We start from the raw sequence: 26,643 nt of genomic DNA on the forward strand, positions 1-26,643 counted from the left end.
GCCGCCGCCGTGCCCGCACGCCGCCCCGCTTCTGACGACGCCGACCTGTTCGGCCCGCCGCCCGGCGATCCGCCTCCCTCGGCGGCAGCGGACGCCGGACCCCGTCCGCTCGCCGACCGGCTGCGGCCGCGCGCTCTGGAGGAGGTCGCGGGCCAGGACCACTTGGTCGGGCCGGAGGGCGCGCTGTCGCGGATGCTGGCGGGCGGCAGCCTCGCGTCGCTCATCCTTTGGGGGCCGCCGGGGGTGGGGAAAACCACCATCGCCCGGCTGCTGGCGGCGCGGGCGGGGCTGGTTTTCGTGTCCTTGTCGGCGGTGTTCTCCGGCGTCGCGGACCTCAAGCGCGCCTTCGACGAGGCGCGGCTCCGCAAGCGGGCGGGGCAGGGGACGCTGCTGCTGGTGGACGAGATCCACCGCTTCAACCGCGCGCAGCAGGACGGCTTCCTGCCGGTGGTGGAGGACGGCACGGTCACGCTGGTCGGCGCCACCACCGAGAACCCGTCCTTCGCGCTCAACGGCGCGCTGCTGTCGCGCTGCCAAGTGCTGGTGCTGCGCCGGTTGGACGACGCGGCGCTGGAGACGCTGCTGGCCCGCGCCGAAGCCGAAGCGGGCCGCGCGCTGCCGCTGGACGAGGCGGCGCGGCCGGCGCTGCGGGCGATGGCGGACGGCGACGGACGCTATCTGCTCAACATGGCGGAGCAGTTGCTCGCGCTGCCGGAGGGCCGGGCGCCCCTCTCTCCCGCGGGGCTGGCGGGGGTGTTGTCGCGCCGCGCGGCCCTTTACGACCGGGATCGCGAGGAGCACCACAACCTGATCTCCGCGCTGCACAAGTCGCTGCGCGGCAGCGACCCGGACGCGGCGCTCTACTGGCTCGCGCGGATGCTGGGCGGCGGCGAGGACCCGCGTTTCCTCGCCCGGCGCCTGACCCGCGCGGCCGTGGAGGACATCGGCCTCGCCGACCCGAGGGCGCTGCCTTTCGCGCTCGCCGCTTGGGAGGCCCATGAACGGCTGGGCTCGCCGGAAGGCGAGTTGGCGCTGGCGCAGCTCGTCATCCACCTCGCCACGGCGCCCAAGTCGAACGCCGCCTACGTCGCCTGGAAGGAAGCGCAAGCCGCGGCCCGTGAGACCGGCAGCCTGATGCCGCCCGCCCACATCCTGAACGCGCCGACCGGGCTGATGCGCGACCTCGGCTACGGGCGCGGCTACGCCTACGACCACGACGAGGAAGAGGGCTTCTCAGGCCAGGACTACTTCCCGGACGGCATGGAGCGCCGGCGCTTCTACCGGCCGACTGACCGCGGCGCGGAAGCGGCCGCGCGCGAAAGGCTCGAACGGTGGGCGGAGCTGCGCGCGAGGAAGGGGGACCGGAGCGGTTGAAGGGCCTGCTTCTCGTGGCGCTGGGCGGCGCGGCGGGTTCGATCCTGCGCTACTCGATATCGGCCGCGGCCGTGGCGACGCTCGGCGCCGGCTTTCCTTGGGGGACGTTGGCGGTGAACGCGGCAGGCAGCACGGCCATCGGCGCCTTGGCGTCGCTCGGCGTGCAAGGGGACGCGCGGCTGCTGCTCGTCACCGGACTGCTCGGCGGATTCACCACCTTCAGCGCATTTTCCCTGGAGACGATGACGCTTTGGCAACGCGCCCCGTGGTTGGCCGTCCTGTATGTGGCGGCCAGTCTCGGGGCAGGGTTCGCCGGATTTGCGGCGGGCCATGGCCTCGCCGCCACCCGGAGCGGGATCTAGCGCTGCGCCTGCCGGCTTTCGCCGCCGCGGCCCGAACGCGCGTCGCGTTCCGGCACCTCCACCGGCGTCACACGCACCGGCGCCGTGCCGGCCTTCTTCATGCCAAGCTCTTCGGCGTTGCGCGGGCTCAGGTCTATGACGCGGCCGCGGGCGTACGGACCGCGATCTTCGACCTTCACGGTGACGCTGCGCCCGTTCTCAAGGTTCGTCACCTTGGCGGTGGTGCCCAGCGGCAAGGTGCGGTGCGCGGCGGAGTTGCTGTTAGGATTGAACCGTTCGCCGTTGGCCATTTTCCGGCCGTTGAACTGCGAACCGTAGTACGAAGCTTCGCCTTCGTGAGGACGCGGTTCGGGCTTCTGCTTCGCCTCCTGTTGCTGCTGCTTGGGGGACGCTTCGGCCTGGGGGATCGGCATGCGGTCGCACGCAGCGAGCCCCAACCCCAAGCCCAGCACCGTTACGGCAGCGGCAAAATTGAAGGACTTCAACATATTCTCCCATCGCTGTTGCGCGATGGGAGCGCCTGGGGCAGCGGGCAAGTTTCCCTGCTTGTCCGCTAGCTCCCGCTACGTTGAGGGCAGGTAGAAGCTCACGCGAACAAGATGCCGAACTCGTTCGCATTTTCGCTTTGGATGCTGTTCGCCGTGAGGTTGACGTGCTCAGCGCTTTCGGAGAAGGCCAGAACCACCGTCGAGCGGGCCGCGCCGGCGTCGAGCGCCCCCGTCCAGAAGTCTAGCCCGGCTTGGTCGGCCGGCCGATCCAGCGTGTTCACGTACAGCGCGTTGGCGAAGCCGCGGTTGTCGAGCGCGCCGTAGCGGGCTTGGAACTCGGCGCTGCCGGCGAAGGCATCGGCAACCTGGGCTAGCGTCGCGCGGCCGGCCTCCAACACGTCTCTCCAGCCGACCAGGCCCGGGGCGTCGGGCAGGCGGCCGAACACAGTGTCGTACATGCGCGCCACCTGCGCCGCTGCTTCGTTGCGGTCCCAAATGCCGTTCTGCACCAGCGCCGCGGTGCCCGCTTGGTTTTCCGCGCTCTCGGAGAAGGCGGCGAGCACCTCGGCGCGGTTGCCGGCGCCGCCGTCGAGCGTGCCCACCCAGAATGCCCGGCCGTCCGGCTCGCCTGCGCGGCCGAGCACGTTGAGGTAGAGGCGGTCCACGAAGGCGTCGTTGCCGGCGGTGGCGCCACCGAAGCGGGCCTGGAACTCCGGCGACGCCAGGAAGCCGGAGGCCAGCGAGGCGAGCGGCTCGCCGTTTTGCAACGCCGCGATCCAGAAGTTGAGGCCGGCTTGATCGGGCAGGCGGTCCAGCGCCGCCTCGTACAGCCGCGCCACGCGCGCCGCAGGGTCAGCCGTGTTCAGGACCAAGCGGCCGTCGGCGAAGCGGGCCTCCTCGAAGCCGGCGAGCGTGTCCGTGCCCGCGGCGGTGGTCAGGATGAGACCGGGGTCGGCTTGCCGGGGAGTGGCGCCGCGGAAGCCGGCGTCGCCGAACAGCGCCGTGTCGAACCCGGCGCCGCCGTCCAACGCGTCGTCGCCGGGGCCGCCGATCACCGCGTCGTCGCCGGCGCCTGCGTACACGGTGTCGTTGCCTCCGAGGGCATCGATCCGGTCGGTGCGGGCGCCGCCGAAGAGCGAGTCGTCACCCGCCGTCGGGCGGTTGGCGGCGGGGTTCAGCACCTCCTCGGCCGCGAACAGGACGTCGTTGAAGGAAAAGTACTCGACCTCGACCACGGTGTCGGAACCGTCATCCTCGCCGCCCGGGGCGGTGTCGGTCACGACGAAGCCGCCGCCGATCGCGGCGATCGTGTAATCGGCGCGGTCGCCGCCATAGAAGGCGGTGTCGATGCCCCCGCCTCCGGTGATCTGGTCGTTGCCGCTGTTGCCCCGTAGCAGGTCGTCGCCGCCGCCGCCGTTGATGGTGTCGGCGCCCGCGAGGCCGAGTAGCACGTTGGGCTCCGCGCTGCCGACGATGACGTCGTCGGTGAGGGAGCCGATGACGCCTTCGATGCCGATGAGCGTGTCGGTGCCGCCGGTGCCGTCCCGGCTCACGGTGCCAGCCGAGAGCAGCGCCTCGATAGGGGCGGGGGAGGTGGAGTATTCTGCGAAATCGGCGTCGAGGCCCCCGTTCAGCGTGTCGTTGCCGCCGCCGCCCAGCAAGGTGTCGCTTACGTTGCCGCCAGTGATCTCGTCGCCGTTTTCCGTCCCCAAAAGCCTGCCGTTGCCGGTGATGACCGCCACGATTCCGTTCCCTCCCACAAAGTTCCGGGTCCATAGCGCGAGTGGCGCCGACGTATCGTTTCACGTTCTCTTGGGTTTGGTGCCGGCATGCTGCGGCATGGCGGCCCCGCGCCGCCGGGGCTACATCTCCCCGGGCATGGCCATCGAGCACCGGACAGTCGCGCAGGACGAGGCGGAAACACGCCTTGACCGTTGGTTCCGCAGGCACTTCCCGCGCCTGACCCAAGGCGCACTCCAGAAGATGCTCCGGACCGGTCAAGTCCGGGTAAACGGCAAGCGCGCGGACGCCGGGATGCGCCTGGAACCGGGCCAGGAGGTGCGCATCCCGCCCTTGCCCGAGGCGCCGCCGTCCGACGAAGGCGAGCGCCGCCGGCCATCGCCCGAGGACGAGAACGCCGCCCGCGACCTCGCGGCCAGGATCATCCACCGGGACGACGCCGTGCTGGTGCTGGACAAGCCGCACGGCCTGCCGGTGCAAGGCGGCCCCGGCATCAGCCGCAGCGTGGACTCGATGCTGGACGCGTTCCGGTTCGACGCGGAGGAGCGGCCGCGGCTGGTCCACCGGCTCGACCGGGACACTTCCGGTGTGCTGGTGCTCGCGCGGAGCGCCGCCGTCGCGTCCCGCCTGGCCTCCGCCTTCCGCGGGCGCGAAGTGGAGAAGACCTATTGGGCGCTGGTCATGGGCCGGCCGGAGGCGCCGGAGGGCCGGATCGATCTGGCGCTCGCAAAGCTCGGCGGCCCGCGGGGCCACGAGCGCGTGCGCGCGGTGGACGACCTGGAGGAGGGCACCCGCGCCATCACCGACTTCCGCGTGCTCGACACAGTCAAGGCGCGCGTGGCTTGGCTGGAACTGCGGCCGCTGACCGGGCGCACCCACCAACTCCGCGTCCACTGCGCCGAGGGGCTCGGCTGCCCCATCCTGGGCGACGGCAAATACGGCGGGGCCAGCGCGCACATGGAGCGGGTCTCGGGCAAGCTGCACCTGCACGCCCGTGCGCTGCGGCTGCCGCACCCGAACGGGGGGGGGCTGGAGGTGGCGGCGCCGCCGCCGCCCCATATGCGCGACAGCTTCGCCTTTTTCGGCTTCGAGGCGCCGCGTACCCCGAAGCCGCGGCACCTTTCGCCGGGGCCGCGGCGCTAAGGGCCGACGCCGCACGCCCGGGAGGACCGCATGGCCACCGCCGCCGACGCCGCATCCCGTCCCCGGAGTCGCCGCCCGCTCCGTTGGTTGCTGATCATCCCGGCCTTGTTGCTCGTGTTGGGCGCGGTCGCGGTGGGTGTCGCCGTCGCGCTGTTCGACCCGGAAGCGCAGAAGCCGCGCATCGCCGCGGCGGTGGAGGCGGCGACTGGGCGGCGGTTGACCCTGTCCGGGCCGGTCGGCCTGAAGTTCTCCCTCGTCCCGACGGTGACGCTGGAAGACGTGTCGCTCGCCAACATGCTCGGCGGCTCGCGCCCGGAGATGGCACGGGTGGACCGGGTGGAGGCGGAGTTCGCGCTGCTGCCGCTGCTGTCCCGCCGGCTGGAGCTGCGACGGGTGGTGCTCCGGGCGCCCGACATCCTGCTGGAAACGGACGCCGAGGGCCGGCCGAACTGGGCCTTCGCCCAAACGGGCGCCGAGCCGGCCTCGTCCGCGACTGCCGACGCCCCGGCTGCCCCGCCCGGCGCGTCGGAACGGGAGGAGGCGGCGCCCGCGCCCCGACCGCCCCCTGTGTCGGTGGAGCGCGTTACGGTGACGGAGGGCCGCGTGGTCTACCGCGACGGCGTGACAGGCCGCACGCGCGACCTGGCGATCGAGAGCTTCGGCACGGAAGCCGTCACGGGCTCGGACGGCCTGTTGCGGTTCCAGGGAGTGGCGACGCTCGACGGACTGCCCATCACGCTTGAAGGCGAGGCGGGAGGGCCGGCGCGGTTGTTCGGCGCCGGCGCGGCTTCGCCTTGGCCGGTGCGGGTGGCAGCCGCCGTCGGGGGCGCGGACGCGCGGGTGGAAGGCTTCGTCGAGCAGCCCTTGCGCGGGCGCGGGTGGCGCGTTTCCGTGGCGGCGAAGGTGCCTGACATTTCGCGCTTCGCCGCGGCGTTGCCCAACCTGCCGACACCGCCGCTCCGCGACATCGACGTCGCCGCGACGCTGGCCGATCCGCCTTCGGAGGCGGCCGGCAGGCTTCCGCGCTTCGCCGATCTGCGCGTGTCCATCGGCGCCAACGACCTGTCCTGGCTGTGGCCGGGATTGCGGCTTTCGGCGTTGCGCGTGAGCGCGCCGCGTGACGACGCGGCTTTCGCTTTGGAGGGCCAAGCCGCGATCGGAGACCTCCCCCTCCGGGCTTCCGGCAGCCTCGGCGCGCCGCGTGCCTTGTTGGCCGGCACACCGCCGGAGCCCTGGCCGGTCGACCTCGGCTTCGGCGCCGGCGCAGCCACCGGGTCTTTGAAGGGGCGCGTCGCCGACATCTCCGGCGGGCCGACGGGCATCGACCTGGAACTAGCCCTCCGCGTGCCGGACTTGGCGGCGCTGTCGCCCTTGGTCGGGCGCCCCTTGCCGGCCTTGCGCGACTTGTCGCTGGACACGCGCGTGGCCGAACGCGGCCCCGGCTTCGCGGCTGGGGTTTTCCTGCGGGGGCTGCGCTTCGCCTCCTCCGCCGGCGACGCGGCGGGCGACGTGACCTACGCGATCGGCCAGCGCCAAGGGCCGTTGGGCGAACTGGCCTCGCGCCGCTTCGACTTGGACGCGCTGCTTCCGCCGCCTGCGGCGCCCGCGCCCGGGGCCGGCGCCCCCGCCGCGGCTCCGCAGGCGCGGAACGACGGCCGCCTGATTCCCGACACGGCCTTGCCGCTGGATGCGCTGCGGCTCGTGCAGGGCAACCTCCGCTGGAGCTTCGAGGAGTTGGTGGCGGGCGGCATGCCCCTGCAGCAGGTGCTGGTCGCCGTCGCCGTGGAGGACGGCCGCGGGCGGCTCGACCCCTTCCTCGCCACCCTGCCCGGCGGGCAACAGCTCTTGGTGCGCGGAAGCGCCGACAGCACTGTGGACCCTCCGGCCTTGCAGGCGTCGGCGCAGGGGGCGGGCCTGGACTTGGCGGCCCTGCTCGCCGCCTTGCGGGCGCCGCCGCGCGTTTCCGGGCGCTTCGACCTCGATGCCGACCTGCGCGGGGCCGGGCGCGATCTGCGGGCGGTGGCAGGCGGGCTGTCGGGCCACCTCGGCCTGGCCTTGGTGGACGGCGCGTTCGACGCCGCGCTGCTGCAAGGCCTTCCGGCCGAATTGCGCCGCGCCCTCGTCTCGCAGGCTGGCACCGGCGACCGGGTCCCCCTCCATTGCGGGGCGTTGCGGGTGCAAGCGGAGAACGGCGCCGCGCGCCTGCGGGCGCTGTTGCTGGAAACGGCGCTCGGTCGCTTGGGCGGGGAGGGAGTGGTCAACCTGCGGGACGAGACGCTGGCGGTGAGGTTGCTGCCCGACCTGCGCTTGGGCGGCGTGTCGGTGCGGGCGCCGGTGAACGTGGCCGGCACCCTGGCGGCGCCGCGGTTCGGCGTTTCACCCGAAGCGGCGGCGGCCGCCGGGCTCGGCGCGCTGCTGTCGCTGCAACGCACACCGGACCGCGACCTCCAGGCCTTGGCCGGCACCCTGGGCGGCGGGGGCGCCGCGGGCGGCCCGGCCTTGCCCGACTGCGTGTCCCAACTCGCGGCGGCGCGCGGCGGCCGCGCCGGCGCCATGCCGTCCTCCCGCCCGGCGCCCGCCGCGCAGCCGGCGCCCGCCCCATCATCGCCCGGCGGCGCCCCCCGCGATCTGCCCCGGCAGGCGGAAGAGGTGCTGCGCGGTTTGTTCGGTCGTGGCAGGTAGGGCGGCATGAAGCGTTTCTGGGACCGGGCCACCGTGGGCAGGAGCCCTGAAGGATACAGTGTTTTGCTCGACGGCCGACCGGTACGCCTCCCGGGCGGCGCGCCGTTCACGGTGTGGAGCGAGAGGCTCGCGGAGGCGGTCGCCGCCGAGTGGGACGCCGCGGGCGGAGCCAAAGGCGGCGAGATGTCGTTCAACGATGTGCCGCTGACCCGGTTGGCCGGAACGGCGCAGGAGCGGATCGCGCCCGACCCGGCGCCGGTGGCGGAGGCCTTGGCCCGCTACGCCGAAACCGACCTGCTCTGCTACTTCGCGGACGACCCCCGCCTCGCCGCCATCCAGGCCGAGGAGTGGCAGCCCCTGCTGGATTGGGCGGCGCGGCGGCACGACGCCTTGCTGCGTGTCACCGCTGGCCTGATGCCGGTGGCCCAGGGCCCCGACGCGCTGGCGGCGCTGCGCCGCGCCGTTTCGGCGCTGGGGGCGCTCGACCTGGCAGCGCTCGGCGTGCTGGTGCCCGCCTTCGGCAGTCTGGTGCTAGGGCTCGCGGTGGTGGATTGCCGCTTGGAGGCGGCCGAAGCGCTGCGCTTGGCCACCCTTGACGAAATCTTTCAAGAGCGGTTCTGGGGCACGGACGCCGAGGCCGAGGCGCGGCGGGCGCGCGTCGCGGCGGATGTCGAGCAGGCGGCGCGGCTGCTGGCGCTGGCGCGCGGCGCCGCATGAACGCGCGCCACCTGCGGATCGAAGGGCGAGTCCACGGGGTCGGCTACCGCGATTGGCTGGTGCAGGAGGCGTCGCGCCTCGGCCTCTACGGCTGGGTCCGCAACCGCCGCGACGGCAGCGTCGAGGCGGTGGTGGCGGGCGACGCGGCCGCGGTGCAGGAACTGCTCACCCTGTGCCGCCGCGGCCCGGCCTCGGCGCGCGTGGACCGCATAACGGAGAGCTTCGCCGAGGCGCCGGCGGAACCCGGTTTCCGGCGCTTGCCAAGCTTGTAGCCCGCGTCGGCGGTTGCCCGGCACCGGCCGGTTGACTATGGTCCGCCGCCTCGAAGGATGGGTGGCCGAGCGGTCGAAGGCGCGCGCCTGGAAAGTGCGTATACGTCAAAAGCGTATCGTGGGTTCGAATCCCACCCCATCCGCCATTGGGCGCCGGAACGGCGCACCCCCGCCTCCGGCGATCCATGCCAATCGAAACCGAGCCCGGCTAGCGGCGCGCCATCGGCCGCGCGCCGGCAAACACGCCCCAGCGGCGGAGCGAGGGCAGGGCAAACGGCGCCCAAGCGTCGATCTCGCAGCGCTTGGCGCGCAGGTAGGCGTCCACCGCGTCATCGGGTTCGCCGCGGGCGCGCAACGCGCGGGCGACATCGGCCGCCGCTTCGGCGTAGCGCAACTCGGCTTGCAGGATGCGGCCGAAATCGCCGTCCTCGCGCGCCGCGTGCCAAGCGAGCCTGTGCTCCGACAACGCTTCGGTCAGCGCGCCGATGGCGTGTCCGTGCCGGGCTTCGATCCGCTGGAGCACGGCACCGTCTGCGCCCACCACACCCGGGGGGGCGGCGCTACCGGGCGTAGTCTGGGGGCGGGCGTGCTGGAGCATAGGAACGGTTCCTTCCCAAGTTACGGCTATCCTGCCGTTGATGGACGTCAGATTAAGTGCAGACGGTTTTCATAAACGAGGGTATGTCTCGATCACACGCTTGGCATCGCAATGCGGCATTGCCGATTTGTATGCGAAACGGTGCCGTCGTCAAGCCCCCGCGCAGGCGAAGAGCAGCAACAGGCTCCGTTGGAGCATGTTTTCGTTGTCGTCCGCCAGCACCGCGAGGAGGGTCCGCCCGCGGTGCCGGGCGACCGACACCGCCTCGTAGTTCTCGGTGGGCAAGGGCGAAGACAAACTCAGAATCTCCTCGCCCTCCAGCACGGTCGCTGGCGGCGTACCCCGGAGTTGGGCGGCGGCCAACCGAACCACCCGGCCCCCGAACCCGCCGAACAAGGAGAAACGCCGTTCGAGGATAAGAGCACCGCCGTCCGGCAAGGCCGCGGCGTCGGCTGGGTCGAACCCTTCGGCCGCCCGGTAGAAGACCGGCTTCCAGGCGCCAGGGCCGCCGAGCCAAGCCCGGCGCAGCCGCGGGTCGGCGCCGCCCTGCATGGCTTCGGTGACGAGCAGCAAAGCGCCATCGGCCAGCACCGCAAGCGCTTCGACGCCGCCGTTGAAGGGCGCCCGGTCCAGGCCCGGCGGCGCTTCGACATAGGCGCCCGGGCCGTTGAGGCCGCGGAAGGCTCGGAGGCGGTGCCAGCGTTCGAAGGCCACCAGCCACGACCCGTCCGGCAGACGCGCCAGACCCTCGGCGTCGCCGGCGTAACCCCGCGACAACTGCTTGCCCGCTCCGTCCCGCAACCGGCCGGTGCGCAGGTCCGCGAGACCGGCCGGGCGCCCGTCCTCCCGCAACACCAAGCGCGCCGACATCCACCGCGCCAAGTCGCTCACCGCCGTCAACCGGAGGTCGTCGTCGAGGTGAAGGCCGGAAAAACCGCCGAAGCCTATGGCGCCGCCGTCGAGTTCGAGGCCGCCCAGCAACTCCAACCGATGGCCTTGGGGCAGGGCAGGCACCTGCACCGGCCGCGCCGGCTGCGACCAAGGCCGCGGCCTGTCCCGCGCGGGCTCGTGCTCGGACTCCCCGCCGGCTCCGCAGGACACCAGCGCGAGAAGCCCGGACGACCCGGTGAGCAGGGAACGGCGGAGCAAGGCGACGGGCCGCTCAGGTGCGGGAAGGGGCGCTGACGCGGCGCGGCCCGGCCCCACCGGAGCGAGCCGACGGGCGGCCCAACCATCGGGGCGAAATCATGCCGCTTCAATATCGTTTTCCGCGCGCTTCCGCAAGCGCGCGGATAGGCGGCCGCGGCGCCGGTTCAGGCCACCAAGGGGGCCCGTTCGGCGGCGGCGCGGTGCCAAGCTTCCGCCGCGTCCTCGTCGAACAGCTCGGCCAGCTTCTTCATCATGGTCCCGCCCAGCTCCTCGGCGTCCACGATGGTGACGGCGCGCCGGTAGTAGCGGGTGACGTCATGGCCGATGCCGATGGCGATCAATTCCACATCGCCCCGGCCTTCGATGTCGGTGATCACCTTGCGGAGGTGCCGTTCCAGGTAGTTGCCCGGGTTGACGCTCAGGGTGCTGTCGTCCACCGGAGCGCCGTCCGAAATTACCATGAGGATGCGCCGGTGCTCCGGCCGGGCGCGGAGGCGCTTGTAGGCCCAATCCAGCGCTTCGCCGTCGATGTTCTCCTTCAGCAGCCCCTCGCGGAGCATCAGCCCGAGATTCTTGCGCGCCCGCCGCCAGGGCGAATCCGCTGCCTTGTACACCACGTGGCGTAGGTCGTTGAGCCGGCCCGGGTTGCGCGGCTTGCCTTCCTGCACCCAGCGCTCGCGGGACAGCCCGCCTTTCCAAGCACGGGTGGTGAAGCCGAGGATCTCGGTCTTCACCGCGCAGCGCTCGAGGGTTCGGGCGAGGATGTCGGAGCACATGGCGGCGACGGTGATCGGCCGGCCGCGCATGGAGCCGGAGTTGTCGATCAGCAGGCTGACGACCGTGTCCCGGAAGTCCGCCTCACGCTCCCGCTTGTAGGACAGCGAGTGCATCGGGTTGGCGACCACGCGCGCGAGGCGGGCCACGTCGAGCAGCCCTTCCTCAAGGTCGAACTCCCAGGCCCGCTGCTGCTGCGCCAGAAGGCGCCGCTGCAAGCGGTTGGCGAGCTTCGACACCACGCCTTGGAGGTGCGAGAGCTGCTGGTCGAGCTGCTGGCGAAGGCGCGCCAGCTCCTCCGGGTCGCAGAGGGCGTCGGCTTCCACCACCTCGTCGAACTGCGTGGTGAAGGCGCGGTAGCGGCTGCCGTCGTCGGTTTGCGGCACCTCGCGGCGCTGCTGCGGGCCGCCTGGGCGGTCGTCGCCCTCGGCGGCGGCGCCTTCCTCCTCGGTCTCCTCGACCTCCTCCTCGGCGGCCTCGCCCTGCATCGCTTCCGGCTGGGCGCCGAGCATGCTCTCCTGGTCCTGCGCCTGGGCTTCGCCTTCGCCGGACTGGTCCTGCTGCGGCGTGTTCTCGCCCTGCTCCTCGCCGTCCTCCTGGTCCTCCGCCTCGGCCTCCACCTCCGCTTCGGCGAGGTCGAGCGCGGCGAGCAACCGGCGGGCGGCGCGGGCGAAGCCCTCCTGGCTTTCCGTGTTGCCGGCCATCTCGGCCAGCGCCACTTCGGCCTTCTCGCCCAGGGTGTCGCGCCAAAGGTCTAGAACGCGGTGCGCCGCCTCGGGCGCCGTCTCACCGCTGATGCGCTCGCGTGCCAGCAGGGACAGCGCCGCGGGCAACGGCAACTGATCCTTGCGGGTCATGCGGTCGTAGCCCTCGGCCTCGCAGGCGTCCGAGAGGCGGGCGCGGAGGTTTGCCGCGACGCCGGCCATGTGGCGGCTGCCCACGGCCTCCACGCGCACGTCCTCCAGCGCGTCGAACACCTCCTTGGCCTCGCGGCGGGCGGGCGTCCGGGCGGCGTGGACGGCTTCGGAATGGTGTCGTAGGCGGAGGGCGGCGGCGTCGGCCGCGCCGCGCAGCTTCGCCATCTCGGCCGGCGGCAGCGTGCGCGTCGGCAAGGGCAAGCGCACGCGCTTACCGGACACGCCTCCGGGGCCGGGCTGGAAGGCCACCTGCACCTCGGCGTTGGCGTGCGCCACCGCGCGCAGGGTGCCCGCGGTGGCGCGCTTGAATTCCTCCTGGCGGGTGAGGTCCTGCTTGCCGCTGCTCATCGCTTTCCCGCGCTCACCCCGCCTTCTTGAGCAGCGCGCCCGAGGGGAGCTCCTCGTTGAAGCAGCGCTGGTAATACTCCGCCACCGTGGCCCGCTCCGCCTCGTCGCACTTGTTGAGGAAGGTGAGGCGGAAGGCGAAGCCGACGTCGCGGAAGATGCGGGTGTTCTCCGCCCAGGTGATGACGGTGCGCGGGGACATCACGGTGGAGATGTCGCCGGCGATGAAGCCGGCGCGGGTCAGGTCGGCCAGCGCCACCATCGCCTCCACCTGCTTCTTCATCTTCGCGTCGCCCTCGGCGCGCAGCTTGGCCAGCACGATCTCCGTTTCCTGCGCGTGCGGCAGGTAGTTGAGCGTGGCCACCACGTTCCAGCGGTCCATCTGGCCCTGATTTATCTGCTGCGTGCCGTGGTAAAGACCGGTGGTGTCGCCGAGGCCCACCGTGTTCGCGGTGGAGAACAGCCGGAATTGGGGGTGCGGCCGGATCACGCGGTTCTGGTCGAGCAGCGTAAGGCGACCCTCCACCTCCAGCACGCGCTGGATCACGAACATCACGTCCGGGCGGCCGGCGTCGTACTCGTCGAACACGAGCGCGCAGGGATGCTGGAGCGCCCAGGGCAGGATGCCCTCGCGGAACTCCGTCACCTGCTTGCCGTCCTTGAGGACGATGGCATCCTTGCCTATAAGGTCGATGCGGCTGATGTGGCTGTCGAGGTTGACGCGGATGCAAGGCCAATTGATCCGTGCCGCCACCTGCTCGATATGGGTGGACTTGCCCGTGCCATGGTAGCCCTGGATCATCACGCGACGATTGAAGGCGAAGCCCGCGAGGATGGCCAGCGTGGTCTCGCGGTCGAAGCGGTACGCGGTGTCCAACTCCGGCACGTGCTCCGTGCGCGTGGAGAAGGCCGGCACCTGCAGGTCCACGTCGAGGCCGAAGACCTGTCGCGCATCCACGGTGGTGTCTGGGGTATCGATCGCCGAGGTGGGGCGGATCTCGGCGAGGGTTGCGACCTTGTTCATCGGCATCCGCTCGTGTGTCTTGTGGGGAGTTCTAGGGCAGGGCGGCGGCGGCGGCTACCCGTGCGCCAAGTGCTCCACGGCCGGTTCGCCCCAGGCGTCAGGGCGTCGCGGATGCCCCTTCGTGCGCCGCGGCCGTCGCCGGCCGTGGGGCGCCGAGGCGCTTGCGGAGCAGGCTGTACGCGCGGTTGACATCCTTCAGCTTCTCCTCCGCGCCGCGGTCGCCGTTGTTCAGATCGGGGTGGAAGCGCTTCGCCAACTCCTTGTAGCGGTTGCGCATCGCCGAATGGTCCACCGGCCAGTCGAGGCCGAGAACGTCCAGCGCCGCGCGCAGTTCGAGGGGCGGCGCGGCGGCCTTCTCCGCCGACGCCTGCCGCCGGCGCGCGTGCGACGACGTCCCGTTCAGCACGCCCAGCGGGTCGCGGAGCGTCTCCGGCCCGAGGACCCGAGCCGCGCCGAGGCGCCCGAGCGGCCAAGTCGGGCGGTGCCACCCACTGTCGTTCCGCAGGTTGGCCTCGATCTCCTGCGGCGACATGCCTTTGTAATAGTCCCAAGAAGCGTTGTACTCGCGCACATGCGGCAAGCAAAACCAGAAATACTCGTTCAGCTTCGTCGTCGATCGCGGCGCCCTGAACTCGCCCGGCGCGGGGCAGCCCGGCCGGTCGCAAGGGCGCGGCGGGACATCGGGGTCCGCCTGTGGCGGTCGGGCGTTCGCGCCACGGCGGGGCATGGATGATTTATGGGTGCGGGCCGCCGGGGGCGCAAGGCGAATGGGCCCCGTTGTGGAGTGTCGGGCGCGCGGCCCGGCATGTAAGGTGGCGCCATGACGGACCCGTCCCTGCCCAACCGGGCCGAGCGCATCCGCGGCGCCCTGCTCGCCGCTTTCCCCGCCGCCGTTGTCGACGTGGTGGACGACAGCCACCGGCACGCCGGCCACACCGGGGCGCGCCCGGAAGGCGAGACGCACTATTCCGTGCGGATGGTCAGCCCCGCCTTCGGCGGGCTCGACCGGCTGTCCCGGTCCCGCGCCGTCCATGCCGCATTGGGGGCCGAGTTCGGCACCGGGCTGCACGCGCTGTCCCTGCGGTTGCTGGCGCCGGGCGAAGCGGGCGCGGATTGAACCCGCGGCGCCGCCGCGCTTTGGAGCCCGCATGAGCGACGGCGAGTCCCCGATCCCCCGGTCTGACGTCATCCGGACCGACCCGATCCAGTGCCCGTTCTGCGAGGAAACGACGATGCCGAACCCGTTGCCGGACGGCAGCGTGGTGTGCTCCTGCACCGCGGAACGCGCCTTGCCGATCGGGAAGGGCGAGGGGCCGCCTTTGTTGGCGGACGATCCCGGCTTCGCGCCGGCCGGTGACGGCGATCGGGGCGAGTTGCCGGCGGACAAGGGGCAATTCGGCCGCGACCTGGGGACGGAGGACTACGACCGCCTCGCCCCGCCTCCGGACGGCACGAGGAACGACAGGACGTCCTGACGCCGCCTGCCCCGCCGCGCCGTCATCCGCCGCCGCTGCCCCGGCGCGCCAGGGCCAGTACGGCGTAGCGCGCGACCAGCGCCGCCGCGCCCCAGGCGAGCGCGAGCACCGGCAACAGGATCGGCCGCCGCTCGTTCACCAGAACATAGACGGCCAGCACCACGCCCGAGGCCAGGTAACGCGCCGCAGTGACGGCCTCGCCTTCCCGGCGCAGCAGCCATTCGCACAGCGCCAAAGCGACCACCGCGTTCGCTGCGTACCAGAGCAGCGATGCCCCGCAAGCGAGGCTGGACGGCCGCGACACCGGCGGAAGGGCCGGCAGCTTGGCGAGGGCGTAGCCGCGGCAGCCCAGCGGCACCGCGTCGGCCATCAGGTGGATGGCCAAGCCGAGCAGGAACCAAGCCATGAACCACGCGGCGCTGCGCTCCGCCGCGGCCCGTGCGCCGGGGCCCACCCACCGCGGCAACCGCGCGAGCACCGGAGGCGCCGCCGCCAGGGCGAGCAACGGCAGCAGGACACTGTGTGTCACCACCGAGCGGTGCCCGAGCACCGACAGGAACAACTGGTCGATGTCGGGGAAGAACAGCCCCGCCGCGGATGCCGGCCGCAAAAAGGCGACTGCCGCGAGGAGCGGCAAGTGCCACAGCCACCGGCCGCCTGCCCCGCGCGCCACCGTTCAGTGTTCGGCCAGGGCCTCCGCCGCCTTGAGCGCCTCCGCCGCGTGCGCCTCGGGTTTCACCTTGCGCCAGACGCGGGCGACCTTGCCTTCGGCGTCCACGAGAAAGCTGCTCCGCTCCACGCCCATGTACTTCTTGCCGTACATGGATTTCTCCACCCACACGCCGTAGCGCTCCGCGACGGAGTGGTCGGCGTCGGAGGCGAGGGGGAACTCCAGGCCGAACTTCGACGCGAACTTCTCAATTGGCGGAAGGGCGTCGGGAGAAACGCCGATGACCGCCAAACCCAAGCGCCCGAGCCGCGGCAGGGCTTCCTGGATGCCGCAAGCCTGTTTGGTGCAGCCGGGCGTGTCGGCCTTGGGATAGAAGTAGAGCAGAAAGGGGCTGCCCTTCAGCGACCGGAGGCTCACCTCGCGCCCGCCGCTCGCCTTCATGGCGAAGTCCGGCGCCGGATCGCCCTCCTTGGGTCCGCCCTCGCTCATCGCTGCTCCCCCTCCGCGCCGGACGGTAGCGCGCCCACGCGCCGCTCGAAGATCGCGCGCACCGTGCGCGCGGTGTTGTGCATCTGCGCGCGCAATCCAGGCAGGTCAACCGGAGGCGGGTCGAGCAGCGGCCCGGCTATCCGCAGCAGCGCCGCCGCCGCCGGCGCGGGCAGGGTCGCGTCGCGGGCACGGCCCGCCGTCAAGCGGATCAGACCGATGACCTCGCGCCACAGCCGGTCGGCCGCGACCAGCGCCGCCGCCTCCCCTTCCGGCAGCAGCCCCGCCGCGCCGAGACGCGCCAGCGCGTCCCTCGTGGTGGGGGAAAGAACGCCCGGCGCCGCCGTCCCGTGGCGGACTTGCAACGCCTGGGCGATGAACTCTACCTCGACCAAGCCGCCCGGCATCGCCTTCACGTCCCAAGCTCCTTCGGGCGGAAGGTCGCGCAGCATCCGCGCGCGCATCGACGCGGCGTCGGCGAGCGCCGCATCGGCCGGCCGCGCCACGGCGGCCGCCAGCGCTCCGGCGATCCGGCGGCGCAGTGCCGGCGGCCCGGCGATCACGCGCGCCCGGGTCAGCGCCATGCGTTCCCAGGTCCAGGCCTCCTCGCGGTGGTAGCGCTCGAAGGCGGCGACTCCGACGGCGACCGGCCCTTTGTTGCCGGACGGCCGCAGCCGCATGTCGACCTCCCACAGGCGGCCTTCCGCCCCCGGCGCCGTGAGAGCCGCGACCACTTGCGGCGCGAGGCGGATGAAATACTCGGACGGCGCGAGCGACCGCCGCCCCCCCTCGCTGGCCGTCGCTTCCGGATCGTGGTCGTAGACCAGCACAAGGTCGAGGTCCGAGGCGGGCAGCATCTCCCGCCCGCCGAGCTTGCCCATCGCCACCACCGCCAGCGCGCCGCCCGGCACCGTCCCGAAGCGCTTGGCGAAGTCCGCCTCGACCCAAGGGAGCAGCGACTCGACGGCGGCGTCCGCCAAGTCGGCCCGCATCCCGCCCGCGGCGTCGGCGTCCAGCGCGCCTTCCAACGCCGCCGCGTCGATCTCGAAGCGCCGCTCCGTGACGATGCGCCGCGCGGCCTCCAGCGCCTCGTCGAGATGGCGCGCGTCCGCCACCAGCGCGCGCAATGCGGCGGCCGGGTCGGGGCCGTTCGGCCCGGCGCCGGCCAAGAGCCCGTCCAGCGCGGCCGGGTTGCGCGCGAGGTGGTCGGCGAGGGCCGGCGCCGCGCCGAGGATGCCTGCCACTCGATCCAGCAGCGCCGGATTCCGGTAGAACAAGCTCAGCACCTGCACGCCGGCCGGCAGCCGGTCCAGCATGGTCCCGAACCGCACCAGCGCCGCGTCGGGATTCATCTGTCGGGCGAAGGCCGCGAGCAGCGCGGGCATCAACTCCGTCAGCAGTTCGCGCGCCCTTTGGCTCCGCGTGGCGCGCGGCCGGCCGTGGTGCCAGCTCCGGATCATGGCGCCCACCGAGCCCGGGTCGCGGAAGCCCATGCGGCGCAGCGTCGCGATGGTGTCCGGATCGTCCTCGGCCCCGGTGAAGACGAGGTTGCCGCCCGCGTCCCGCACCTCCGCCGCCGCGGCGCCGGACAGGGCGGGCGCGTCCTCGAACAGCCCGGCGTAGGCCGCCTGCACCCGTTCGAAGTGGCCGAGCAACGCGGCGCCGAAAGCCTCCGCCCCGTCGAAGCCCATGAAGGCGGCGATGCGGGCCAACCCCGCCCCGTCCTCGGGCAGGCGGTGCGTTTGCCGGTCCGCCACCATCTGGAGACGGTGCTCCAGGTCGCGCAGAAAGACGTACGCGTCCGAAAGGGCGGAAGCGGCGCCCGCCTCCAGCCGCCCGGCGGCCGTCAAGGCGCGCAGCGCGCCGAGGGTCGTGGGCTCGCGCAGCGCCGGGTCTCGGCCGCCCCAGATCAGTTGCAGCACCTGGGTGGTGAACTCGATTTCGCGGATGCCGCCGCGGCCGAGCTTCACGTCGTGCCCGGCGACCGCGGCCACCTCGCCCGCCCCCCGCGCCGCCTTGTGGGCGTGGATCTGGCGCTTGATGGAATGGATGTCGGCGATGGCGGCGAAGTCGAGGTGCCGGCGCCAGATGAAGGGCCGGATCTCCCGCAGGAAATGCTCGCCGAGCGCGAGGTCGCCGGCCACCGGGCGCGCCTTGATCATCGCGGCCCGTTCCCAATTCTGGCCCACCGACTCGTAGTAGGACACGGCGGCGCCCAGCGAGACGGCCAGCGGCGTGGCCGCCGGATCGGGGCGGAGGCGCAGGTCGGTGCGGAAAACGTACCCTTCCGCGGTGCGTTCCTCCAGGAGCCGCACCAACTCGCGCGCGATCCGGACGTAGCAGGCGCCGGCGCGGTCGCTGTGGTAGGTTGCGGCGTCGGGGTCGTAGAGCAGCAAGAGGTCGACATCGGAGGAGTAGTTCAGCTCCCGCGCGCCGAGCTTCCCCATGCCGAGCACGGCCAGGCCGCTGCCCCGGAGCGCGCCTTCGCACCGACCGGGCCCGCCGCCATCGAACCACGCGCGCAACTCGCCGCGGCGGACCGCGGCGCCGAGGAGGTGCGCGCAGGCGAGGCCGATCGCCGCGTCCGCCAGGTCCGACAGCGCGCCCGTCACCTTGCCCAGTGGCCAGAGGCCCCCGACGTCCGCCACGGCGGCCACCAGCGCGACGCGCCGCTTGGCCAGGCGCAGCGCGTTCGCCACCGCGTCGCGCCCGTTCACCGGATCGGCGGCGCGCAGCGCCCCGAGGGCGGCGGCCAAGGCCGCGTCGGGGCCGCGTCCGGCTGCGGCGTCGAGCAGCACCGCGGGCTCCCGCAGCGCCACATCGGACAAATAAGGGCTGTTGCCGCCCAGCGCCGCGAGCAGCGCCGCGCCTCCTGGGTCGGCGGCGAAGCGCCGAGCTTCCTCGGAGCACGCGCCGAAGCGCGCCAGGAGGCGCTCCGCCGCGTCGCGGTCATGGGGTTGGGGAGGCCGGCTTCGGCGGTCTTCGGGCATCGTCATCGGCGGGGAGCAGACCCGTGACGCGCCGGCCCGGTCAAGCGGCCTCGCGCGTCCTGCGCCGCTTGGTGGCCGGGCTGCTCGCGTTGCTGGTCGCCGCCGTGCTGGGCCTCGCCGCGCTCGTCTGGCGGCTGGGGGAGGGGCCTTTGCCGTTGCCGCCGTTGGCGCGGGCCTTGGAGCAGGCCGCGGCCGGGCAACTCGGCGGCGGCTCCCTCCAAATAGGCGAGGCGGCCATCGCGTGGCAGGGTTGGAGGGGAGGCGCCGCTGCGCCGCTCCACATCCGCCTGTCCGGCATCAAGCTCCTCGACTCCGGTGGCGGCGTCCGCGGCGAACTGCCGCGCGCGGGCGCCACCCTGTCCGTCCGGGCCCTGCTGCGCGGGTCGCTCGCCCTCGCCACGGTGGAGTTGCGGCGGCCGCGCTTGGTCGTGCTGCGCCGGGCGGACGGCGAGTTCGACCTCGCCCTCCAGCCGCGGCCCCCCGCCGCCGCCGATCAAGCCCCGCCGACGGCGGAGGCGGAAGGCGGCGGCGCGGTCCCCGAGGCGATGGCTGTCCTGCGCTCCCTGGCGCTGCCGCCCTCCGACCGCGGCGGCGCCTTCGACGCGCTGCGGCGGATCCGTGTGTCGGACGGCGAGGTCGCCGTCGTCGATGCGGCGCTCGGCCGCTCCTGGTCGCTCGTCGACACGCAGGTCGACATCCGCAGGGCCGATGCGGGCGGGCTGATCGCGGACGGCGCCGCGACCATCAGCAGCGGCGCGTTCAGCGCGCCGGTGCGGTTGCACGGCTCGGCCAGCGGCCGGCCGATGAGCGTCACGCTCGGCCTGTCGCTGCCGGCGCTCCGCCCAGCGCAACTCGCCGCGGTGTGGCCCGGCCTCGGGCCGCTGTCGGCGTTGGACGCCTCCGTCGGCCTGTCCGCGGCCGCCGACCTCGACGCCTGGGGACGCCCGGAACGGCTGGAGGCGAAAGTGGCGGCGGAGCCCGGCCGGTTGCGCCTCGGCGGCGGCCACCACCTGCCCTTCGCGGCGCTGTCGGCCTCGGCGGTCACGGAGGGACGCGGTGCGCCTATCCGCTTGAGCGGCGCCCGCCTCGCCCTCCCGCCGACCGACGCCGGGCCGGGGGCGGAGTTGACCGGCAGCGGCGAAGCGGCGCTGCGCGGCGGCGCCTGGGAGGCCGCGCTCGACCTCCGGGCGACGACCCTGCCCGCCGCGGCGTTGGACCGCGCTTGGCCGGAGGGCTTCGAGGCCGGGCTGCGCCGCGCCGTGCTGGGCGCCATGCCGTCAGGCACGCTCCGCGGCGCCCGGCTGGCGCTCTCGCTCCGCGCGCCGGAAACGTTCGGCGAAATCGAATTGGTCGAGGCGCGGGCGGGGCTGGAGGCGACCGACGCGGTGTTCGTGCTCGGCCAGGACCGCCGCATGGCGGTGGCGGCGGCGGAGGTGTCCGCGTCCTTCCGGCCGGACGGGCTGCGCCTGGAAAGCCTGTCGGCGCGGCTGCCGGCGGTCTCGGGCGCCGCCGCCGGCCCGACCGTCACCGCGCGGGGCGGGGCGGAACGCCGCGGCGCCGGGTGGCTGGCGCGCATCGACGTCGGGATGGACGCGGTCCGCTTCGCCGACCTCGGCGCCTACTGGCCTGAGGGCTTGGCGCCCAACGTGCGCCGCTGGCTGGTGCAGAACGTCACCGCCGGCGAGGCGCGGGATGGCGCGTGGCGCGTGGAAGCGGAACTGCCCGAAGCGTTGGACGCCGTGCGCGTTTCCGCCCTTTCCGGCCGGGCCGAGGCATCCGGCGCCACCGTCCACTGGCTCCGGCCCATCCCGCCTGTGCAGGGGGCGTCCGGCGTCGCCGAGTTCACCCTCGACGCCGTGTCCATCACCGCCCGGAGCGGCGCGCGGCAGGCGCGAGCCGACACCGGCGGCCGTGGCGCGATCGAGGTGCGCGAGGCGAATGTCCGATTCCACGGCCTGGACGCGGAGCCGGGCAACGCGGAGATTGCGTTGCAGGTTTCCGGCCCGCTGGCGGAGGCCGTCGCGGTCATCAAGCACCCGCGGCTGAAGCTGTTCGAGCGCAAGCCCCTGGAACTGACCGTCACCGGCGGCCAAGCGGACGCGCGACTGCGGATCGGCTTCCCCTTGCTCGCCGACCTGCCGGTGGAACGCTTTCGTATCGACGCCGCCGCCCGCATCGCCGACGCGCAACTCCGCGGCGCCTTGCTTGGCCACGATCTCCTGGACGGCCGCTTCGACCTTACCGCGACCACCGAAGGGCTGAAGCTGGGCGGGCAGGGGCTGCTGGAGGGCGCGCCCGTGCGGCTCAACGCCGAGTTGGACTTCCGCCCCGGCCCGCCGACCCAGGTGCAGGAGCGCGCCACGCTCACCGGCCGCGCCGACCCGCGCCAGATCGCGTTGTTCGGCCTCGACACCGGCGGGCTGCTGGAAGGCCCGACCGCCGTGGAAGCGCGCTACGAGCGGCGCCGCAACGGCGCCGGCACCGTCGCGCTGCGCGGCGACCTGCGCGACGCCCGGCTGGTCTTCAACCCCTCCGGTTGGGAGAAGCCGCCGGGCACGGCGGGCACCGTGGAAGCGCTGCTCCAACTGCAGGGCGACGCGCTGCTCTCCGCCGAGAACATGCGGCTCGGCGCAGCCGATCTCTCGTTGCGCGGCGGCCGCGCCCTGTTCAGCGCCGGCGGCAAGCGCCTGGAGCAGGTGGAGGTCGCCGAAGGGCGCTTCGGCGCGTCGCGTTTCGCCGGCGCCGTGCGGAGACCCGCCGGCGACGGCACCGCGGAAGGCGAAGCGTGGCGGGCGGCGCTGCGCGGGCCGCTGCTCGACCTCCGGCCTTTCCTGTCGTCCGGCCCGTCCCCGCGGGGCAAGCGCGGCGACGGGCCGGACGCGGAAAGCCGCTCCCTCCCCATCACCCTGGACCTCCGCTTCGACCGGGCGCTGGCTGGCGAAACGGGTGAGTTCGGCGGCGTGCAGGGCAGCGCTTGGTTCGACGCCACCGGCGTCTTGCGCGCGCTGCGCGCCGCCGGCCGCACCGCCGCCGCGCCCGACGCCGGGGGCGGCGCCTTCGACCTGTCGCTTTCGCCCGATGGCGGGCAGCGCCGCGTGCTGCGAGTCGCCGCCGAGGACGGAGGCGCCTTCCTCCGCGCGGTCGATGTGAACTCCATCAGCGGCGGACGTCTGTCTGTGAACGCCGCTTACGAGGAGTTGCGGCCCGGCGCGCCGCTCAGCGGCACCGCCGAACTGGAAAACTTCGTGCTGCGCGACGCCCCGGCCGCGGCCAAGGTCCTCCAGGCGATGACGCTGTACGGGCTGGTGGAAGCGGTTCAAGGCGGCGACGGCCTCGTGTTCGCCCGGCTGGTCGCGCCCTTCGCGCTGACGCCGGAAGCGTTGGTGCTCCGCGACGCGCGTGCCTTCTCGGCTTCGCTCGGCGTGACCGCCAAGGGCCGCATCGGGCGCGAGCGCCGGGTGGCGGAGGTGGAGGGCACCATCGTGCCGGCCTATGTGTTCAATTCCCTGCTCGGCCGCGTGCCGCTGGTGGGTCGCCTGTTCAGCCCGGAGGCCGGCGGCGGCCTCTTCGCCGCGACCTACCGCGTGCAGGGTCCGCTGGACGACCCGGCGGTGACGGTGAACCCGCTTGCCGCGTTGACGCCGGGCTTCCTGCGCGGGCTGTTCGGCATCTTCGACCAGGGACGCGGAAACGGGGGAGGCGGGGCCGCGCCTCGGTGAGAGTGGAGCTGGCAGCTCCTTCGGACCCGAGGGGGTCATCGGGAGCCCAGGTCGCCGGCGGCCGCCCGCGGCGCCCGCGCCTGGGATGCGTCGCCGGCCGGCCCATGCGCGTATTGTGATGCGTTCGGGCGCTGGCCGATCGCCGCGACGCCGTTAAGCTCCGCGTCCATCCGTTCGACACAGGTGCGCCATGGCAGCCCTTCGCTCGAAGCTGGCGGCCGTCGTCGCGGCGGTTTCGGTGCCGCCGCTGCTGGCGGCCGCCGGTTGCGCAGGGGCCGTCGACCGCAGGCCCCAGCCGTGGGCGGCGCACGGCTTTTCCGCCGACACCTTCACCCGCGAGGGGCTGATCAGCGGCGCGACCGCGACCGAGGCGGGGTGCCGCGCGCTGCCCGACGGGATCTGGATCGACATCGGCAGCCGCCGCGAATGCATACGCTTTTCCCTGGGGGGGACGGAGCAGCCGGCGCGGACGGCTATCGCGTTCTTCCCGGGCGACCCGGGCGGCGCCTCCTACCGCTTCGTGGGTGGCAGGTTCGGTATGGACGCGGTGAGCGATTTTTACCAACACACCGCCGAGTCGCGGCGCTTCGTGGCGGAAATGGTGGCCAGCGTCATGCCCGGTATGCCCGTGTTCCTGATGGGGCGTCCGGGCATGCACGGCTCCTCCGGCGACCACGCGGAGGACCGGCACACGCGGGATGAGGTCCTGCTGATGGACGCAGCGCTGACCGAGCTGAAGCGGCGCCACGGCTTCCAGGACTTCGCGCTCTCCGGCTTCTCCTCCGGCGGGGCCATCGTGGCCAATCTCCTGGCGCGGCGGGACGACATCCGCTGCGCGGTGATCGCCTCGGCACCGCTCGACCTCACCACCTTCCACCGGCGGCAGGACGGGGCGGTCCCGGACCACCTCGCCATGCGCAACGGCGATCTCGCCGATCCCATGCGCAGCGTCGGGAGCATCCGGTCGAACGCCACCGTCTTCGTCGTCGGCGACACGCGCGACCGCAACGTGCCGCACGCCGCCTGGGCGGCCTGGGAGGAGGCCGCGCGCCGCCAGGGCCTGCGCGTCTTCGACGCCGACATCACAGGCTTCGACCGTCCGGAGCTCGGGCCCAAGAAAACCTACCACATCACCGGCGTGCGTGCCGTGGAGGTGGCATATGCCTGCGCCATGGGCAGGTCGGGCGAGACGCTGCGGCAGGCGCTGCGGACCGGCGAACCGATCCTCAGTCCGCAGGGCCGGCGGCTCAGCGGGGAGGAGATCAAGGCCGCCTTCGCCGGGCGGCGGCTGACCGGCACGGCTTGGTCGAGCTTCGGCACGGGGGCCGCCCGGTACACCCACTGGGGCCCGGGTGGCGACCTGTCCCACTTCCACCCACAGCGTCCGGCGGAGCGCACCGCGACCCGCCGCTGGTGGGTGGAGGGCGACCGGCTCTGCACCAGCGACGACGGCTGCGACGCGGTGCTCGCGGACGGGCGCTTCCTGCACGTCGTCGGCGGCGAGCCGCTGCAGCTCCGCGCCACCTTCGCCGCGGCGCCGCCCGACCCCCGTTCCTGAAAGGGCCGGGCGGGCCTGCCCCGGCTCACGGCCGGAGCGTCCGGCCGACCGGGCGCGCGGCGGTGGTGGGCGGCGCGGCCCCGCCGCCACAACCGAGCGTTCAGCGCTCCGCCCGAGGCGCGTAGACGACCTCGGCGTTGTCGCCCCCGCCGAAGAGCCACGCCTCGCGGCCACGCCCCGCTCCGGCCGGTACCGCGCCGGGGTACTCCACCTGCGGCCCGTCGCCGTCTGTGCTAGTGAACCGAGCGGTCCGTCCGGGCTGCGCGTAATCGGCACCGCCCCCGCCTGCGCCGCCGGGGCTGTAAAGGATGACCATGTCGTCTCCGCCGCCGAGCAGGGTGGCGGCGCCGCCGCCCACCACGCTGCCGGCGTCCGGCCCGACAAAGCTGGCGATGCCAGCCCCGCTCGGCGCCTGCGCCGCCAGCGGAGATGTTGCGAAGGCGGCCAGGATGGCCCAGGAAGCGATTGCGGTGCTGCGCGTCATGGTTCTCTCCTATGTGCTCGTGCGTCCTCCTTCGGGGATGTCGCGGGCGTGCTGACGGAACCATCCGTCGCCGGACTGCCGGTCTTGGTGTTTCCGTCTGCGAGGCCGCGCCAGGATCGCAACTGTCGCGGTTTCATCCTCCATGAAGGGCATATGCCGGCGGAAAGGGCGCGGTCTGTGCGGCGCAGCACACCCCACGCAGCAGGCGTGCAAAGGGGGTGGGGCGAAAGGTGCCAGCAACGGCACGTCGGTCCCCCCGCCGGAAAGCGATCGGTCCTGCGACCCTGGACCGGTACCGGATGGCGCGTCGGGCCGGCGTCGACGCCGGCCCGGCGCTCCCGTTCGATCAGTCGTTCAGAAGCGTGACACGCGCGGGGTGCGTCCGGTCACACCGCGCGCACCAGCAGATGCCGCTTCCGCCCCAACGACAGCTTCGCCGCGCCGTCCCGCAAATCCGCTGCCGTCACCGCCTGCGTCGCATCCGTGACCGTGGCGTCGTTCAGCCGCACGCCGCCCTGCGCCACGAGCCGCCGCGCTTCGCCCTTGCTCGCCACGAACTTCGCGGCCGCCAGCAGGTCCACCACCGTCGCCGGCAGCGCGGCTTCTATGCCTGGCAGCGTTTCCGCCGCTTCGCCCATCTCGAAGGCGCGGCGTGCCGTCTCGGCCGCCGCTTCCGCCGCGGCGCGCCCGTGCAGCAGCGCCGTGGCCTCCGTCGCCAGCGCCTTCTTGGCCTCGTTGATCTCGGCCCCGTCCAGCGCGGCGAGGCGCCGCGCCTCGTCCACCGGCACCTCGGTGAAGAGCAGAAGGAAGCGGCCGACGTCCGCGTCCTCCGTGTTCCGCCAGTACTGCCAATAGTCGTAGGGGGCGAGGCGGTCGGGGTTCAGCCAAACCGCGCCGGCCGCGGTCTTGCCCATCTTGGCGCCCGAAGCGGTGGTCAGCAGCGGCGTGGTCAGGCCGAAGGCCTCTGTGCCCGCCATCCGGCGAACCAGGTCGGCGCCCATGACGATGTTGCCCCACTGATCGGAGCCGCCCATTTGCAGCGCCACGCCGTGCCGCCGGTGCAGCTCCAGGAAGTCGTAGGACTGGAGCAGCATGTAGTTGAATTCGAGGAAGGAGAGCGGCTGGTCGCGTTCCAGCCGGAGGCGCACGCTGTCCATGGTCAGCATGCGATTGACCGAGAAGTGCCGCCCCACGTCGCGCAGGAAGGGGATGTAGAGCAGCCGGTCCAGCCAAGCCGCGTTGTCCAGCATCACCGCTTCGGTCTGGCCCTCCCCGAAGGCGAGGAAGCTCTCGAAGCTGCGACGGATGCCGGCCTTATTCGCTTCGATGGCCCCCTCGGTGAGGAGCTGGCGCGCCTCGTCTTTGCCGGACGGGTCGCCCACCTTGGTAGTGCCGCCGCCGATGAGAACGACCGGGCGGTTGCCCGTGCGTTGGAACAGCCGTAGCAGCATGATCGACATCAGGTGGCCGACGTGGAGGCTGTCGGCCGTGCAGTCGAAGCCGATGTAGGCCGAAACCGGCCCCGCGCGCAGCTTGGCCGCCAACGCGGCCTCATCCGTCGCTTGGTGGAGGAAGCCGCGCTCCCGCGCCGCCTGTAGGAAATCGCCGCCGCTCATCGTCGCCTGCACCGCCACAACAGATCGCCCTTGCTTGCCCGGGCCGCGTCCGCGTAGCAC

The 26,643-nt window shown here is 73.1% G+C and carries 22 protein-coding genes and 1 tRNA gene; 11 read left to right on the plus strand and 12 right to left on the minus strand.

Annotated features, from left to right (window positions below):
• Positions 1 to 9: 9 nt before the first annotated feature.
• Together ABD067_RS07520 and ABD067_RS07525 are read left to right on the plus strand one after the other, a co-directional pair.
• Complete coding sequence (locus tag ABD067_RS07520; RefSeq protein ID WP_408871518.1) at positions 10 to 1,374, plus strand: replication-associated recombination protein A; 1,365 nt, start codon at positions 10 to 12, stop codon at positions 1,372 to 1,374.
• Positions 1,371 to 1,736, plus strand: coding sequence for a fluoride efflux transporter FluC (locus tag ABD067_RS07525; RefSeq protein ID WP_343894601.1), 366 nt, complete (start codon positions 1,371 to 1,373; stop codon positions 1,734 to 1,736). Before ABD067_RS07520 ends, ABD067_RS07525 begins: the two co-directional genes overlap by 4 nt.
• Here ABD067_RS07525 and ABD067_RS07530 read toward each other — a convergent pair.
• Positions 1,733 to 2,224: a septal ring lytic transglycosylase RlpA family protein gene (locus ABD067_RS07530; protein ID WP_343894602.1), complete on the minus strand. Its 492-nt coding sequence runs from the start codon at positions 2,222 to 2,224 to the stop codon at positions 1,733 to 1,735. The genes ABD067_RS07525 and ABD067_RS07530 overlap by 4 nt on opposite strands.
• Positions 2,225 to 2,322: 98 nt before the next feature.
• Positions 2,323 to 3,966: a DUF4214 domain-containing protein gene (locus ABD067_RS07535; RefSeq protein WP_343894603.1), complete on the minus strand. Its 1,644-nt coding sequence runs from the start codon at positions 3,964 to 3,966 to the stop codon at positions 2,323 to 2,325.
• Positions 3,967 to 4,102: 136 nt separating this feature from the next.
• Here ABD067_RS07535 and ABD067_RS07540 point away from each other — a divergent pair, with 136 nt between their 5' ends.
• The 5 genes from ABD067_RS07540 (at position 4,103) to ABD067_RS07560 (ending at position 8,924) form a co-directional block, all read left to right on the plus strand.
• Positions 4,103 to 5,107: an RluA family pseudouridine synthase gene (locus ABD067_RS07540; protein WP_408871521.1), complete on the plus strand. Its 1,005-nt coding sequence runs from the start codon at positions 4,103 to 4,105 to the stop codon at positions 5,105 to 5,107.
• A gap of 30 nt (positions 5,108 to 5,137) precedes the next feature.
• Complete coding sequence (locus ABD067_RS07545; protein ID WP_343894605.1) at positions 5,138 to 7,789, plus strand: AsmA family protein; 2,652 nt, start codon at positions 5,138 to 5,140, stop codon at positions 7,787 to 7,789.
• Positions 7,790 to 7,795: 6 nt separating this feature from the next.
• Complete coding sequence (locus tag ABD067_RS07550; protein ID WP_343894606.1) at positions 7,796 to 8,506, plus strand: ATP12 family chaperone protein; 711 nt, start codon at positions 7,796 to 7,798, stop codon at positions 8,504 to 8,506.
• Positions 8,503 to 8,778 (plus strand): acylphosphatase, encoded by a 276-nt coding sequence (locus tag ABD067_RS07555; protein WP_343894607.1) that lies wholly within the window; start codon positions 8,503 to 8,505, stop codon positions 8,776 to 8,778. The genes ABD067_RS07550 and ABD067_RS07555 overlap by 4 nt, the downstream gene beginning before the upstream one ends.
• A 55-nt stretch (positions 8,779 to 8,833) precedes the next feature.
• Positions 8,834 to 8,924 (plus strand) — tRNA-Ser (locus ABD067_RS07560).
• Positions 8,925 to 8,986: 62 nt separating this feature from the next.
• Here the strand turns inward: ABD067_RS07560 and ABD067_RS07565 are convergent.
• The 5 genes from ABD067_RS07565 to ABD067_RS07585 form a co-directional block, all read right to left on the minus strand.
• On the minus strand, positions 8,987 to 9,301 hold the full coding sequence (locus ABD067_RS07565; protein ID WP_343894608.1) for a hypothetical protein: 315 nt from the start codon (positions 9,299 to 9,301) through the stop codon (positions 8,987 to 8,989).
• 225 nt (positions 9,302 to 9,526) lie between these two features.
• Entirely contained in the window at positions 9,527 to 10,525 is a 999-nt protein-coding gene (locus tag ABD067_RS07570; protein ID WP_343894609.1) for an esterase-like activity of phytase family protein, read from the minus strand.
• Between the two features lie 164 nt (positions 10,526 to 10,689).
• Entirely contained in the window at positions 10,690 to 12,564 is a 1,875-nt protein-coding gene (cobT, locus tag ABD067_RS07575) for a cobaltochelatase subunit CobT (protein WP_343894610.1), read from the minus strand.
• Between the two features lie 13 nt (positions 12,565 to 12,577).
• On the minus strand, positions 12,578 to 13,585 hold the full coding sequence (gene cobS / locus ABD067_RS07580) for a cobaltochelatase subunit CobS (RefSeq protein WP_343894611.1): 1,008 nt from the start codon (positions 13,583 to 13,585) through the stop codon (positions 12,578 to 12,580).
• 97 nt (positions 13,586 to 13,682) lie between these two features.
• Positions 13,683 to 14,156 (minus strand): J domain-containing protein, encoded by a 474-nt coding sequence (locus ABD067_RS07585; RefSeq protein WP_343894734.1) that lies wholly within the window; start codon positions 14,154 to 14,156, stop codon positions 13,683 to 13,685.
• 249 nt (positions 14,157 to 14,405) lie between these two features.
• Between ABD067_RS07585 and ABD067_RS07590 the strand changes: the two genes are divergently transcribed.
• Together ABD067_RS07590 and ABD067_RS07595 are read left to right on the plus strand one after the other, a co-directional pair.
• On the plus strand, positions 14,406 to 14,702 hold the full coding sequence (locus ABD067_RS07590) for a BolA family protein (RefSeq protein WP_343894612.1): 297 nt from the start codon (positions 14,406 to 14,408) through the stop codon (positions 14,700 to 14,702).
• A 31-nt stretch (positions 14,703 to 14,733) separates the two neighbouring features.
• Complete coding sequence (locus ABD067_RS07595) at positions 14,734 to 15,060, plus strand: hypothetical protein (protein ID WP_343894613.1); 327 nt, start codon at positions 14,734 to 14,736, stop codon at positions 15,058 to 15,060.
• A 22-nt stretch (positions 15,061 to 15,082) separates the two neighbouring features.
• Here ABD067_RS07595 and ABD067_RS07600 read toward each other — a convergent pair whose 3' ends face one another.
• The 3 genes from ABD067_RS07600 to ABD067_RS07610 form a co-directional block, all read right to left on the minus strand.
• Positions 15,083 to 15,670 (minus strand): hypothetical protein, encoded by a 588-nt coding sequence (locus tag ABD067_RS07600; protein WP_343894614.1) that lies wholly within the window; start codon positions 15,668 to 15,670, stop codon positions 15,083 to 15,085.
• Between the two features lie 66 nt (positions 15,671 to 15,736).
• Positions 15,737 to 16,219 (minus strand): thioredoxin-dependent thiol peroxidase, encoded by a 483-nt coding sequence (bcp, locus tag ABD067_RS07605; RefSeq protein WP_343894615.1) that lies wholly within the window; start codon positions 16,217 to 16,219, stop codon positions 15,737 to 15,739.
• A complete protein-coding gene (locus ABD067_RS07610) occupies positions 16,216 to 19,212 on the minus strand; it encodes a bifunctional [glutamine synthetase] adenylyltransferase/[glutamine synthetase]-adenylyl-L-tyrosine phosphorylase (RefSeq protein WP_343894616.1) in 2,997 nt (998 codons plus the stop codon). The genes bcp and ABD067_RS07610 overlap by 4 nt, the downstream gene beginning before the upstream one ends.
• A gap of 17 nt (positions 19,213 to 19,229) precedes the next feature.
• Between ABD067_RS07610 and ABD067_RS07615 the strand changes: the two genes are divergently transcribed.
• Together ABD067_RS07615 and ABD067_RS07620 are read left to right on the plus strand one after the other, a co-directional pair.
• Entirely contained in the window at positions 19,230 to 22,925 is a 3,696-nt protein-coding gene (locus ABD067_RS07615) for a YhdP family protein (protein WP_343894617.1), read from the plus strand.
• 190 nt (positions 22,926 to 23,115) lie between these two features.
• Positions 23,116 to 24,483, plus strand: a complete 1,368-nt coding sequence (locus ABD067_RS07620; protein WP_343894618.1) for an alpha/beta hydrolase family protein — start codon at positions 23,116 to 23,118, stop codon at positions 24,481 to 24,483.
• Positions 24,484 to 24,583: 100 nt separating this feature from the next.
• Here ABD067_RS07620 and ABD067_RS07625 read toward each other — a convergent pair whose 3' ends face one another.
• Together ABD067_RS07625 and tyrS are read right to left on the minus strand one after the other, a co-directional pair.
• Positions 24,584 to 24,967, minus strand: a complete 384-nt coding sequence (locus ABD067_RS07625) for a hypothetical protein (protein WP_343894619.1) — start codon at positions 24,965 to 24,967, stop codon at positions 24,584 to 24,586.
• Positions 24,968 to 25,353: 386 nt separating this feature from the next.
• Entirely contained in the window at positions 25,354 to 26,583 is a 1,230-nt protein-coding gene (tyrS, locus tag ABD067_RS07630; protein WP_343894620.1) for a tyrosine--tRNA ligase, read from the minus strand.
• Between the last annotated feature and the right edge of the window lie 60 nt (positions 26,584 to 26,643).

This window comes from Craurococcus roseus, from assembly GCF_039523795.1.
GTDB lineage: Bacteria > Pseudomonadota > Alphaproteobacteria > Acetobacterales > Acetobacteraceae > Craurococcus > Craurococcus roseus.

What these genes read in the sequence shown, in the direction of transcription:
- ABD067_RS07530 (WP_343894602.1), bottom strand. Translation starts at nt 2,224, where the DNA reads ATGTTGAAGTCCTTCAATTTTGCCGCTGCCGTAACGGTGCTGGGCTTG.
- ABD067_RS07540 (WP_408871521.1), top strand. Translation starts at nt 4,103, where the DNA reads ATGGCCATCGAGCACCGGACAGTCGCGCAGGACGAGGCGGAAACACGC.
- ABD067_RS07545 (WP_343894605.1), top strand. Translation starts at nt 5,138, where the DNA reads ATGGCCACCGCCGCCGACGCCGCATCCCGTCCCCGGAGTCGCCGCCCG.
- ABD067_RS07550 (WP_343894606.1), top strand. Translation starts at nt 7,796, where the DNA reads ATGAAGCGTTTCTGGGACCGGGCCACCGTGGGCAGGAGCCCTGAAGGA.
- ABD067_RS07555 (WP_343894607.1), top strand. Translation starts at nt 8,503, where the DNA reads ATGAACGCGCGCCACCTGCGGATCGAAGGGCGAGTCCACGGGGTCGGC.
- cobT (WP_343894610.1), bottom strand. Translation starts at nt 12,564, where the DNA reads ATGAGCAGCGGCAAGCAGGACCTCACCCGCCAGGAGGAATTCAAGCGC.
- cobS (WP_343894611.1), bottom strand. Translation starts at nt 13,585, where the DNA reads ATGAACAAGGTCGCAACCCTCGCCGAGATCCGCCCCACCTCGGCGATC.
- ABD067_RS07590 (WP_343894612.1), top strand. Translation starts at nt 14,406, where the DNA reads ATGACGGACCCGTCCCTGCCCAACCGGGCCGAGCGCATCCGCGGCGCC.
- ABD067_RS07595 (WP_343894613.1), top strand. Translation starts at nt 14,734, where the DNA reads ATGAGCGACGGCGAGTCCCCGATCCCCCGGTCTGACGTCATCCGGACC.
- bcp (WP_343894615.1), bottom strand. Translation starts at nt 16,219, where the DNA reads ATGAGCGAGGGCGGACCCAAGGAGGGCGATCCGGCGCCGGACTTCGCC.
- ABD067_RS07610 (WP_343894616.1), bottom strand. Translation starts at nt 19,212, where the DNA reads ATGACGATGCCCGAAGACCGCCGAAGCCGGCCTCCCCAACCCCATGAC.
- ABD067_RS07620 (WP_343894618.1), top strand. Translation starts at nt 23,116, where the DNA reads ATGGCAGCCCTTCGCTCGAAGCTGGCGGCCGTCGTCGCGGCGGTTTCG.
- ABD067_RS07625 (WP_343894619.1), bottom strand. Translation starts at nt 24,967, where the DNA reads ATGACGCGCAGCACCGCAATCGCTTCCTGGGCCATCCTGGCCGCCTTC.
- tyrS (WP_343894620.1), bottom strand. Translation starts at nt 26,583, where the DNA reads ATGAGCGGCGGCGATTTCCTACAGGCGGCGCGGGAGCGCGGCTTCCTC.